At 29.4% G+C, this 12,952-nt stretch carries 9 protein-coding genes; all 9 read left to right on the top strand.

Features of this window, described 5'->3' with window-relative positions:
• Positions 1 to 100: 100 nt before the first annotated feature.
• Positions 101 to 1,177 (top strand): DUF3810 domain-containing protein, encoded by a 1,077-nt coding sequence (locus tag ACY2RW_RS06030; protein WP_490121803.1) that lies wholly within the window; start codon positions 101 to 103, stop codon positions 1,175 to 1,177.
• 91 nt (positions 1,178 to 1,268) lie between these two features.
• A complete protein-coding gene (locus tag ACY2RW_RS06025; RefSeq protein WP_490121802.1) occupies positions 1,269 to 4,232 on the top strand; it encodes an amidohydrolase family protein in 2,964 nt (987 codons plus the stop codon).
• Positions 4,233 to 4,237: 5 nt separating this feature from the next.
• A complete protein-coding gene (locus ACY2RW_RS06020) occupies positions 4,238 to 5,533 on the top strand; it encodes an amidohydrolase family protein (RefSeq protein ID WP_490121950.1) in 1,296 nt (431 codons plus the stop codon).
• Positions 5,534 to 5,749: 216 nt separating this feature from the next.
• Positions 5,750 to 6,547 carry a TrmH family RNA methyltransferase gene (locus tag ACY2RW_RS06015; protein ID WP_490121801.1) on the top strand — a complete coding sequence of 266 codons (798 nt, stop codon included), beginning with the start codon at positions 5,750 to 5,752 and terminating at the stop codon, positions 6,545 to 6,547.
• Positions 6,548 to 6,553: 6 nt separating this feature from the next.
• Positions 6,554 to 7,303 (top strand): polyphosphate--glucose phosphotransferase, encoded by a 750-nt coding sequence (ppgK, locus tag ACY2RW_RS06010; RefSeq protein WP_490121800.1) that lies wholly within the window; start codon positions 6,554 to 6,556, stop codon positions 7,301 to 7,303.
• Positions 7,304 to 7,335: 32 nt separating this feature from the next.
• Complete coding sequence (locus ACY2RW_RS06005; protein ID WP_490121799.1) at positions 7,336 to 8,568, top strand: M48 family metallopeptidase; 1,233 nt, start codon at positions 7,336 to 7,338, stop codon at positions 8,566 to 8,568.
• A gap of 219 nt (positions 8,569 to 8,787) precedes the next feature.
• Positions 8,788 to 11,007 (top strand): RelA/SpoT family protein, encoded by a 2,220-nt coding sequence (locus ACY2RW_RS06000; protein ID WP_490121798.1) that lies wholly within the window; start codon positions 8,788 to 8,790, stop codon positions 11,005 to 11,007.
• 74 nt (positions 11,008 to 11,081) lie between these two features.
• The gene (locus ACY2RW_RS05995; protein WP_490121797.1) at positions 11,082 to 11,525 is read left to right on the top strand and encodes a Fur family transcriptional regulator; all 444 of its coding nucleotides are present in this window, start codon (positions 11,082 to 11,084) and stop codon (positions 11,523 to 11,525) included.
• Between the two features lie 74 nt (positions 11,526 to 11,599).
• On the top strand, positions 11,600 to 12,871 hold the full coding sequence (locus ACY2RW_RS05990; protein WP_490121796.1) for an adenylosuccinate synthase: 1,272 nt from the start codon (positions 11,600 to 11,602) through the stop codon (positions 12,869 to 12,871).
• Positions 12,872 to 12,952 lie beyond the last annotated feature (81 nt).

Raw genomic sequence — 12,952 nt, 5'->3', positions numbered from 1 at the left:
AAATAATAACTTTTATTTGTTGACAAGTATTGTAAACTAAATTGTTATTATCTTGTTAATAACCAGTCAACTTCTATTTTGAATTCTTATTTTTACCCAAATGAAATTTAATAAAAAACATCTTTTTCTAACTATTTTTCTACCAATTCAGGTATTGTTAGTGCAATTTGCTGCCAAAAATCCTGCATTTATAGAAACCTATTATTCTAATGGAATTTACCTTTACATTTCTTCTTTTTTAAGAATTATTTTGGGTTGGATTCCTTTTTCTTTTGGTGATGTTTTACTTGCTTTCTTAGTGTTTCTTTTTCTTCGTTTTTTATATCGATTGATAAAAACTCGTTTTAAAAAATTTCTTCACAAAATTATTCATTTTACTGCAATTTTATCAATCATTTATTGTTGTTTTTATCTTTTTTGGGGTTTGAATTATTATAGAGAGCCTTTGGCGAAAAATTTGAATTATAAACAAACAAAATATACTACAACACAGCTTCAAAAAGTAACAGAAACCATTATTGAGCAACTAAATTTTTATCAATATAAAATCACAAAAAACGATACTGTAAAAGTTGAAAACAATTATCATCAAAAAGAAATGTATAAAATGGCAGTTGCTGGATATAAAAATCTGGAAGCAGATTTTCCACAATTAAAATACAAGTATAAATCTGTAAAAAGTTCTTTAATGAGTTTGTTACAAGCCTATAATGGAACTTCTGGTTATTTGAATCCGTTAACAGGAGAAGCACAGGTAAATGATAGAATTCCAAAAACAGGCTATCCAACTACAGTTTGTCATGAAATGGCGCATCAAATTGGTTTTGCTGCAGAAAATGAGGCTAATTTTATAGGTTTTTTGGCTGCTAATTATAATAATGATGTTTATTTTAAATACGCTAGCTATAGAATGGCTTTTGCGTATTGTATTTCAGAAATTAAAAAAAGAGATCAAAACTTGTATAAAAAACTTTGGCAAACTGTAAATAAAGGTATTTCTAAAGATTTTAATGTAAGTTATAATTTTTGGCAACAGTATAAAAACCCTTTTGAACCGATTGTAAAAAAAGGGTATAATGCTTATTTAAAGGCTAATAAACAAAATAAAGGCATTAAATCTTACAACTATGTAGTAGACTTATTAATTACTTATTTTGAGACTTCAAGAAGAATCTAATTTCCTTAAAATTTTGTTAAAAAATCTGCTTTTAACATATTATAAAAAGGGTATCAATAAATTTATAGTCTATTCAATTAATTCAAACTTTATGAAAAAACTATTTCTATTACTTTTTTTCTTATCGCTTTCAACTTTGCAAGCGCAAGATTATTTCCCTACAGACAGTGGGGTAAAAATTACAAAAAATGATGTGGTTGCTTTTACAGATGCAACTATATATGTAACACCAAATAAGGTGATTAAAAAAGGTACTTTATTAATTAAAAATGGTAAAGTAGTTAGTGTTGGTAGGTCTGTTAAAATACCTAAAGGAGCTAGAACAATTAATGTTTCTGGTAAAAATATTTATCCATCATTTATAGATATTTATACAGATTTTGGAATTAAAAAGCCAAAAAGACAAAGAGGTGGTGGTTTTGATGGTGCACAATATGCTGCAGAACGTCAGGGCTATTATTGGAACGATCATATTAGACCAGAAACAAACCCAATAAGCGAATTTAAGTTTGATACTGGAAAAGCAAAAGGGCTTATAAATGCTGGTTTTGGAGTTGTTAATACACATTTGCATGATGGAATTATTCGTGGAAATGGGTTGTTAGTTGCTTTAAATCCTAATTCTACAGATTCTTACAGAATTATAGACGATAAATCTGCTCAATTTTTATCATTTAGCAAGAGTAATAAATCTAGACAATTGTATCCTGGTTCTAGAATGGGAGCTATGGCTTTAATTCGTCAAACATATAATGATGCTGCTTGGTATGCAAATGGTAATATGAAAAACAAAGATTTAGCACTAGAAGCGTTAAATAGAAACAAAAACTTAGTCCAAATTTTTGAAACTGGTAACAATTTAGATGCTTTAAGAGCTGATAAAGTTGGCGATGAATTTGGTATTCAGTACACCATTGTTGGAAGTGGAGAAGAATATGAAAACATAAATGATATTAAAGCAACCAATGCTAATTTTATTATTCCAATTAATTTTAAAATGGCTTACGATGTTTCTAACCCATTGTTAGCAAAACAAATTTCTTTAAGAGATATGCGTAAATGGAATCAAGAACCTTCTAATTTAAGCGTACTCTCTAAAAATGGTGTTAATTTTGCATTAACTACACATAAGTTAAAATCAGTAAAATCTTTCCATAAAAACTTACAGAAAGCCATAAAATATGGTTTTGATAGAGAAAAAGCCTTAGCTGCTTTAACTTCTATCCCAGCCCAAATTATTGGTAATAACACTATTGGAAATCTAAATGAAGGCAGTCAAGCAAACTTTATTATAACTTCTGGTGATGTTTTTGACGCCAAAACAACCATTTATGAAAACTGGGTTCAAGGAGACAGAAATATAGTGAATGATATGAATATTACAGACATTTCTGGAGAATATGATTTATCTGTCAATAATAAAACCTACAACCTAACAATTTCTGGAAAAGGTGCCAAACAAAGTGGAAGCCTTAAACTAGGTGATAAAAAAGTAAAATCTAAATTTTCATTTAAAAATGATTGGATTTCTATTACTATAAATGATAATGGCACCTACACAAGAATTTTAGGAAAAGTAGATGCTAACTCTAGTGTAATTCAAGGTAAAGCTTTTGATAGCCAAGAAAATGAAACTGTCTGGACTGCTACTAAAAAAGCTTCTAAAAAAGATAAAAAGAAAAGTAGCAAGAAAAAAACAGATTCAGAAGTAACTGTCTTACCAGTTTCTTACCCAAATTTAGGTTTCGGAAATTATAGTTTACCAAAAACAGAAACTCTTTTAATTAAAAATGTAACAGTTTGGACTAGTGAAGATGCTGGGATTTTAGAAAACACAGATGTCCTTTTAAAAGATGGTAAAATAGCTCAAATTGGTAAAAATATTAGAGCTAGAAGAGCTACAGAAATAGATGGAACAGGTAAACATTTAACTGCTGGTATCGTAGATGAACATTCACATATTGCAGCTTCTGCTATTAATGAGTGGGCACAAAACTCATCTGCAGAAGTTACTATAGAAGATGTTATAGACCCTAATGATATCAATATTTACAGAAACCTTTCTGGAGGAACAACATCTGCTCAAATTTTACATGGTTCTGCAAATCCAATTGGAGGACGTTCTGCAATCATCAAACTAAAATGGGGAGAAAATGCTAACAATATGATTTACAACAACACTCCTAAATTTATAAAATTTGCTTTGGGAGAAAATGTAAAGCAATCTAGAAGCCCTAATGGAACACGTTTTCCGCAAACCAGAATGGGAGTTGAACAAATGTTTGTAGATTATTTTACAAGAGCAAAAGCGTATGATGCTTTAAAGAAAAGTGGAAAACCATACAGAAAAGATGCAGAAATGGAAACCTTGGCAGAAATTTTAAACGGAGAACGTTACATTTCTTGCCACTCTTATGTACAATCAGAAATTAACATGTTAATGAAGGTTGCTGAGCGTTTTGGATTTAGAATTAATACGTTTACACATATTTTAGAAGGATACAAAGTTGCAGATAAAATGGCCAAACATGGTGTTGGTGGTTCTACTTTTTCAGATTGGTGGGCATACAAATATGAAGTAAATGATGCTATCCCATATAATGCAGCAATTATGCACAATGCAGGAGTTTTAGTTGCAATTAATTCTGATGACAGAGAAATGTCTAGACGTTTAAATCAAGAAGCTGCAAAAACAGTAAAATATGGTGGAATGTCTGAGTTAGAAGCATGGAAAATGGTTACCATTAACCCTGCTAAATTATTACATATAGATGATAAAGTAGGTAGTATAAAAGTTGGTAAAGATGCAGATGTTGTGTTATGGAGCAATCATCCAATGTCTATATATGCTAAAGTAGAAAAGACAATTATAGAAGGTAAAGTATTTTTTGATAGACAAGAAGATGTTAAAAAACGTAAAGCTATTAAAGAAGAAAAAAGCAGACTAATAAATATGATGCTAAAAGAAAAAATGGGTGGTGGAAAAACACAAGCACCTATGAAAAGAAAAGATAGAAATTTTGAATGTGACACTTTAGAAGAACTTAAAAGCTAGAAATGATGAAAAAAATAATATATAGTTTGGTAATGTTCTTTTTAGTAGGAAACATTATCGCACAACAAACACCCGCAGACAAGCAAACTACAGCAATATCTATAGAAGGAGCAACTGCACATTTAGGAAATGGAAAAGTGATTGAAAATTCACTCATTATGTTTAACAATGGTAAAATTACTTTTGTAGGAAGTGCAATGATGAAAATCGCTAGACAAGGAACTGTAATAAATGCCAGAGGAAAACATATATACCCAGGATTTATTGCAGCCAATGCTTCTTTAGGTTTGGTAGAAATTGATGCAGTAAAAGCAAGTGATGATCAAAGAGAAATTGGAACTACAAATCCGCATATTAGAAGTTTAATTGCTTACAATGCAGAAAGCAAAATTGTAGAATCTATGAGACCAAATGGCGTTTTAATGGCGCAAATTACACCAAGAGGTGGTATTATTTCTGGAACTTCTTCTATAGTACAACTAGATGCTTGGAACTGGGAAGATGCAGCTATTAAAGGAGATGATGCCATACATATAAATTGGCCTGGAAGTTTTACAAGCGGAAGATGGTGGTTAGGAGAAGATCCAGCATTGAAAGCAGATAAAAATTATGCTAAAAATGTTGATAAAATTAAGCAATACATACAAAATGCAAAAGTTTATTTAGCTGGAAATAGAGCTGTAACCAATCTTCCTTTTGAGGCTATGAAAGGATTGTTTAATGGACAACAAAAACTGTTTATACATGCTAGTGGTCAAAGAGAAATTACAGATGCAGTTACCATTTGCAAAAATCTTGGTATAAATAATTTGGTTTTAGTACATGGTCAAGAAGCAGAAAATGTTGCAGATTTGCTGGTAAAACACAATGTTCCAGTAATTTTAGAAAGACCTCATAGAAATCCAAACAGTGAGGATGATGCTTATGATTATACATATACAATAGCTAAAACTTTAACAGATAAAGGTATTTTAGTTGGTTTAGGTATGGAAGGTCAAATGGAAAGAATGAATACTAGAAATTTACCATTTTATGCTGGTACTTTTGCTGCACATGGTTTAGACAAAGAAGCTGCTGTTTCTTTGCTTACTTTAAACAATGCTAAAATTTTAGGGATTGATTCTTTTGCTGGATCTTTAGCAGTTGGTAAAGATGCAACACTATTTATATCTCAAGGAGATGCTTTAGATATGAGAGGAAACATAATTTCTAAAGCTTATATACAAGGTAGAGATATTAGTTTAGAAACACATCAAACCAAACTTTGGAAAAGGTATTCTAATAAGTACAAGTCTAAATAACATAAGACTTTTAAAATAAAGGCTCGTGTCCAAAAATTAGGAATCACGAGCCTTTTTCAATACAATTAAGTTAACAACAATAAATCAAATTTTCTTTTTCCTTTTCACAGTATTTTTTCTTAAAATTCAAGACAAATTCATTAGGTTAACTACATTACAAATATTGTTGCAAATCCTTATTTAATCAATACCTATAAATAGGTATATTTGTAGGTAATGAAAGAAATTAAAAGCATCCAAAATCCTTTTATAAAAAACTTGCTAAAATTGCAAGAAAAATCTCGTGAACGCAACAAGCAAGGTTTGTTTTTAATTGAAGGAAAACGCGAAATTTCTTTAGCAATTTCTGCTAATTATGAATTTGATACAATCCTTTATTATAAGGATTTAATTTCAGAAAATGAGGTACTACATCTATTTAATGATAATGTGAACAGAATCTCAATTTCTAAAGAAGTCTATCAAAAAATAGCTTATAGAAACTCTACAGAAGGTATTGTTGCACTTACAAAATCTAAAACTTTCTCTTTAGAAGATATTCAGTTTAAAAATAAAAAACCTCTAATTTTAGTAGCAGAAAGTGTTGAAAAACCTGGTAATATTGGTGCACTTTTAAGAACTGCTGATGCTGCAAATATAGATGCTGTTTTTATAGCAAACCCCAAAAGCGATTTATACAACACAAATATAATACGTTCAAGTGTGGGGTGTGTTTTTACAAATCAAATTGCTATGGGCACATCAGAAGAAATTATTGCTTTTTTAAAAGAGAAAAAGATTTCTATTTTTGCAACTACATTACAAAACTCAAACGAATATCACAAAGAAAATTATACCAAAGCAGCTGCAATTGTTGTGGGGACAGAAGCTACTGGTTTATCAGAAATTTGGAGAAATAAAGCAACTCAAAATATAAATATACCAATGCAAGGCAAAATAGATTCTATGAATGTTTCTGTGGCTGCTGCAATTGTTTTATTTGAGGCTAAAAGACAAAGAGATTTTAAAATATAATAAATAATGAAAGCACTAGGAATAGATATTGGCGGAACTGGAATAAAAGCCGCTATTGTTAATACAAAAAATGGCGAACTTTTATCAGAAAGACATAGAATACCCACTCCAAAACCTGCAACACCAAAAGCAGTTGCTAAAGTTGTCAAACAAATGGTAAAACATTTTGAATGGGAAGGACCTGTTGGATGTTGTTTTCCTACAATTATTGTAGATGGACAATGCAAACACTATGGAAATTTAAGTGAAGAATGGTTAAATGTAAAAGTTGATAAACTCTTTAAAAAAGAATGTGGTGGAATTCCTTTTTACGTGAGTAATGATGCAGATTTAGCAGGTTTTTCTGAAATAAAATTTGGAGCAGGTAAAAATGTAAAAGGAAAAGTAATTGTGGTTACTATTGGCACAGGTATTGGCTCTGGTCTTTTTTATAATGGCAAACTAATACCCAATGTAGAATTGGGTAGAATTTATCATACCAATGGAGAAATTATAGAGAAATTTTGTGCAGATTCTGTAAGGAAAAAAGAAGATTTATCTCTAAAAGAATGGGCTAAAAGATTGGATTTTTTCTTAAACCATGTAAAAACATTGCACACACCTTCAATGTATATTTTAGGAGGTGGAATTAGTAAAAAGTTCGATCAATTTAAAGAATATTTAACTGTAAGTGTGCCAATAAAGGTTGCAAAATTTAAAAATAATGCTGGTATTATTGGAGCTGCAATTTATGCAAGCAAAAATTATAAAAAATAATAAATACTGTAATTTTAATTAATACACTATAAATGCAACCCACTACTCTATTTTACATTATCATTACTATTTTAATCGTCAATTTTATTGTTGAAAAAATTTTAGATACATTAAATGAAAAGTATTTTGACAAAGAAATTCCTAAAAAATTGAAAGATGTTTATGATGAAAAAGAGTACAAAAAATCGCAAGCATATAAAAAAACAACAGCAAAGTTTTCTAATATTACTTCCTTTGTTACAATTTTGTTAACATTAACTTTCTTTTTTCTTGATGGATTTAGTTTTGTAGATAATTTTGCAAGAAGCTATACACAACATCCAATTTTAGTAGCTTTAATTTTCTTTGGTATTATTATGTTAGCTTCAGAAATCATTACAACACCACTCTCCTATTATAACACATTTGTTATTGAAGAAAAGTTTGGCTTTAATAAATCTACAAAAAAAACATTCTGGTTAGATAAGCTTAAAGGAATATTTATAACAGCTTTATTAGGAGGTGGTATATTATCTTTAGTAATTTGGTTTTATCAATTAACTGGTAAAAACTTTTGGATATATGCTTGGGTGCTGGTTGCTGTTTTTTCTTTATTTATGAATATGTTTTATGCAAAACTAATTGTTCCTTTATTTAATAAACAAAATCCATTAGAAGATGGGAGTTTAAAGTCATCTATAGAAAAATACGCTAAAAAAGTGGGCTTTACCATTAACAATATTTTTGTTATTGATGGCTCTAAACGCTCTACAAAAGCAAATGCCTATTTCTCTGGATTTGGATCACAAAAAAGAATTACTCTTTACGATACTTTGATTAACGATTTAGAAACTGAAGAAATTGTCGCAGTTTTAGCACATGAAGTTGGTCATTATAAAAAAAAGCATATTATTTTTAATTTGATTTCATCAGTATTGTTAACAGGATTAACGTTATATATTTTATCACTTTTTATCAATTCTCCTATTTTATCTGAAGCCTTAGGTGTTTCTGTACCAAGTTTTCATATAGGCTTAATTGCTTTTGGAATTCTATATTCACCAATTTCACAAATTACAGGGTTGTTTATGAATTATATGTCTAGAAAATTTGAATATCAGGCAGATAATTATGCAAAAGAAACATTTAAAGGATTGCCTTTAATAACTTCTTTAAAGAAATTATCAAAAAATAGCTTAAGTAATTTAACACCACATCCAGCCTATGTTTTTATGCATTATTCACATCCAACTTTGTTGGAAAGAATTAAAAATTTAGAGTCTTAACTTAAAATTTTTAATTAAAATTTGCTTTAATATTCGCTTCTTAAAAAAAAGTAATTTAAATAGTAGAATTCTTTTTTTATCAGCCATAAAAAAAATGAGCATAAATTGGCTATTGTCAAACCTTGAAAAATTGATTTCAAAAATCCTGTATTTCCTTGTTTGTTAAAATACTTATTCCTACTTTCACTTAAAGTTTACACCTTAATTTTTATTGTAGTTTTGGAATATACAGCCACCATAGAAGAAGAAAATAAAGAAATTGCAAATCGCTATAAAGATTTGCTAAAAGGTACTTATGAAGTTTTGTCTAAAGACGATAAAGATTTGATAAGAAAAGCCTTTGATATTGCTGTAGATGCACACTCTAAACAGCGAAGAAAAACAGGTGAACCTTATATTTTTCATCCAATTGCAGTTGCTAAAATTGTGGCCTATGAAATAGGTTTAGATGCTACATCTATTGCTTCTGCACTCTTACATGATGTTGTAGAAGATACTGAGTATACCATAGAAGATATGGAACATCTTTTTGGTAAAACCATTGCCAAAATAGTAAACGGACTTACTAAAATATCGCGTCTTAATAAAAAACAAGACGCCTCTATACAAGCAGAAAATTTTAGAAAAATGCTTTTAACATTAAATGACGATGTTAGAGTTATTTTAATAAAAATTGCAGATAGGTTGCATAATATGCAAACTATGGATGCAATGCCACCTCATAAACAATTAAAAATTGCATCAGAAACCTTATATATTTATGCTCCTTTAGCACACAGGTTAGGCTTATACAATATAAAAACAGAGTTAGAAGACTTAGGGTTAAAGTATACAGAACCAGAAGCTTATAATGGTATTTTAAGTAAGATAAAAGAAAGTAAAGAAGATCAAAAAAATTATTTAAAAAGATTTGAAGATACTTTAAAAGCTGGTTTAGATAAAGAAAATTTTGACTACGAAATAAAAGGACGTTTCAAGTCTATTTATTCTATTCGCAAGAAAATGATTAGTCAGAATGTAACTTTTGAAGAAGTTTATGACAAGTATGCAATTAGAATTATTTACCAACCCAATTCTAATGATGATAAATTTGATGCGTGGAAAATTTATACCATAGTTACAGATTATTTTAAACCTAACCCAACACGTTTAAGAGATTGGATTTCGCAACCAAAATCTACTGGTTATGAAGCTCTTCATATTACAGTAGTTGGTCCAGATGCTAAGTGGGTAGAAGTACAAATTCGTTCTAAAAGAATGAATGAAATTGCAGAAAAAGGTTATGCTGCGCATTTTAAATACAAACAAGGGAATACCAAAGAAGATGGTTTAGAAAACTGGTTAAACAAATTAAAAGAAACACTTGAAACTCACTCTTTAAATGCTGTTGATTTTGTAGAAAACTTTAAACTGAATTTATATGCGAAAGAAATTTATGTTTTTACGCCTAAAGGAGAATTAAAATCATTGCCCAAAGATGCAACTGCTTTAGATTTTGCTTTTTCTATACACACAGATGTAGGTTTAAAATGTAGAGGTGCAAAAGTTAATGGAAAACTAATGCCACTAAGTCATAAGTTAAAAAGTGGAGATCAGATAGAAGTAATTACAAGTGCAACAAACAAACCAAATTCTAGATGGTTAGATTTTGTGATTACAGCAAGAGCAAGAGCTAAAATTAGAACTGCATTAAAAGAAGAAGAAAAGATTATTGCAGAAGAAGGAAAAGCAATTTTAGTTCGTAAACTGCGCCACTTAAAAATTCCTTTTAATGAAAAAACTACAAACGAATTAGTAAACTTTTTTAAACTAAAAACAAGTTTTGATTTATTTTATAGAATAGGAAATGGAGCTATAGACAATACCCTTTTAAAAACTTTTGTATCACAAAGAAACAGTAAGATTTTAAACTTTTTTAAATCAAAACTAAGAAGAAATACTGCAGAAAAACAACATGTAGAAACTGATGAAGTTTCTCACAAGTACGATGCTCTTGTATTTGGTAAAGAAGAAGAAAAGTTAGATTACAAATTATCTAAATGTTGTAACCCAATTCCTGGAGATAAAGTTTTTGGTTTTACAACTATAAATGATGGAATAAAAATTCATAAAATGAATTGTCCTAATGCTATATCATTACAATCTAATTATGCATACAGAATTTTACAAGCAAAATGGATTGATTCTACAAAACAAGACTTTAAAGCCATCTTAAATTTATCTGGTGTAGACAATCAAGGAATGGCAAATGAGGTTACAAGAGTCATTTCTAATAATATGGGAGTTTTTATTAACAGTATAAATATTAAAGGAGATGATGGTGTTTTTGACGGTAAAATATCTATAAAAGTCAAGAATAGCTCTCAATTAGATAAATTAATAAAAAGTTTATATAAGATAGAGGGAATGAAAAAAGTAGAGCGTTCAAATACTTTGTAAATAACATATAGATGAAAACGTTTTTTTATTAAGAAATAACTGTAAATTTGTTTTTTCGTAAAAATCATTTATAAATGAGTAATTCTCTTGAAAATCAAGAAGTAGTAAAAAAAGTATTTACTACATATTTAGAAGAAAATAAGCATAGAAAAACGCCAGAACGTTATGCTATTCTTCAAGAAATTTATGATGCAGATGAGCATTTTGATATCGAATCTCTCTACATTAAAATGAAAAATAAAAATTATAGAGTTAGTAGAGCTACACTTTATAATACTATAGATTTACTTTTAGATTGTGGTTTAGTTAGAAAACATCAATTTGATGGCCAATCTATGGCACGTTATGAAAAAAGTTATTTTGATAAAAACCATGACCACGTTATTTTTACAGATTCTGGAGATGTAAAAGAGTTTTGTGATCCAAGAATTCAAATCATCAAAAAAACAATAGAAGAAGTATTTGATATCAATATACACAATCATTCACTCTATTTTTACGGAACAAAGAAAAAGTAACAATATTCAAGTTGGCAGCTTGCCAGTAAACACATAAACAAAAATTAAACTATATAACAATTACACAACTAAAAATGGCTGTAGATTTATTACTAGGATTGCAATGGGGAGATGAAGGAAAAGGTAAAATAGTAGACGTACTTACCAAAAATTATGACATCATTGCTCGTTTTCAAGGAGGTCCAAATGCAGGACATACTTTAATCTTTGATGGATTTAAACATGTTTTACACACAATACCTTCAGGAATTTTTCATAAAACAGCTTTAAATGTTGTCGGAAATGGAGTTGTAATAGATCCTGTTATCTTTAAAAAAGAATTAGAAAATTTAGACAAACATAATATAGACTATACCACTAAATTATTAATTTCTAGAAAAGCACATTTAATTTTACCAACACACAGATTATTAGATGCAGCCTCAGAAACCTCTAAAGGAAAAGCCAAAATTGGTTCTACTTTAAAAGGAATTGGGCCAACTTATATGGACAAAACAGGTAGAAACGGAATGCGTGTTGGAGATTTAGAACTAGACAATTGGAAAGAAAAATACGATGCTCTAACAGAAAAGCATATAAAAATGCTAGAATTCTTTGATGTGCAAATAGAATATGATTTAAAAGAATTAGAAACAGAGTTTTGTAGAGGAATAGACAAGTTAAAAACTTTACAATTTATTGATAGTGAAGAGTTTTTAAACCAAGCTATTAAAGACAAAAAAACAATTTTAGCAGAAGGTGCTCAAGGTTCTTTATTAGATATTGATTTTGGTACCTATCCTTTTGTAACATCTTCTAACACAACAGCTGCAGGTGCTTGTACAGGTTTAGGAGTAGCACCAAATAGGATTGGAGAAGTTTTTGGAATTTTTAAAGCATACACAACAAGAGTGGGTTCAGGCCCTTTTCCTACTGAATTATTTGATGAAGATGGAGCAACAATGGCAAAAGTTGGTCATGAATTTGGTGCAACAACAGGAAGACCAAGAAGATGTGGTTGGTTAGATTTAGTAGCACTAAAATATGCAGTAGATGTAAATGGTGTTACACAATTAATGATGATGAAAGGAGATGTTCTATCTGGTTTTGATACCTTAAAAATATGTACTTCTTACAACTACAAAGGAAAAGAAATTAGTCACTTACCTTATAATATTGAACCAGAAAATGTTTCTGTAAACTACTCTGAGTTTAAAGGTTGGGAAGATGATTTAACAAAAATGACTTCTGCAGATGAATTACCACAAAGTTTACTAGACTATGTTGCTTTTATTGAAAAAGAAACTGGAGTTCCTGTTTCTATAGTTTCTGTTGGGCCAGATAGAAAGCAGACAATAAATAGATAATATTTATCAAAATATCAGTAAGAAAGAAGCTGTCTAAAAAGTATTTTAAACAGCTTCTTTTTCTATTTTAAAAAACTCAAA

It is taken from the genome of Polaribacter sp. 2305UL8-11 (assembly GCF_058147165.1).
The sequence above is the reverse complement of the archived record's forward strand: the minus strand, read 5'-3'. Positions and strand labels throughout refer to the sequence as shown.

What these genes read in the sequence shown, in the direction of transcription:
- ACY2RW_RS06030 (WP_490121803.1), top strand. Translation starts at nt 101, where the DNA reads ATGAAATTTAATAAAAAACATCTTTTTCTAACTATTTTTCTACCAATT.
- ACY2RW_RS06025 (WP_490121802.1), top strand. Translation starts at nt 1,269, where the DNA reads ATGAAAAAACTATTTCTATTACTTTTTTTCTTATCGCTTTCAACTTTG.
- ACY2RW_RS06020 (WP_490121950.1), top strand. Translation starts at nt 4,238, where the DNA reads ATGAAAAAAATAATATATAGTTTGGTAATGTTCTTTTTAGTAGGAAAC.
- ACY2RW_RS06015 (WP_490121801.1), top strand. Translation starts at nt 5,750, where the DNA reads ATGAAAGAAATTAAAAGCATCCAAAATCCTTTTATAAAAAACTTGCTA.
- ppgK (WP_490121800.1), top strand. Translation starts at nt 6,554, where the DNA reads ATGAAAGCACTAGGAATAGATATTGGCGGAACTGGAATAAAAGCCGCT.
- ACY2RW_RS06005 (WP_490121799.1), top strand. Translation starts at nt 7,336, where the DNA reads ATGCAACCCACTACTCTATTTTACATTATCATTACTATTTTAATCGTC.
- ACY2RW_RS05995 (WP_490121797.1), top strand. Translation starts at nt 11,082, where the DNA reads ATGAGTAATTCTCTTGAAAATCAAGAAGTAGTAAAAAAAGTATTTACT.
- ACY2RW_RS05990 (WP_490121796.1), top strand. Translation starts at nt 11,600, where the DNA reads ATGGCTGTAGATTTATTACTAGGATTGCAATGGGGAGATGAAGGAAAA.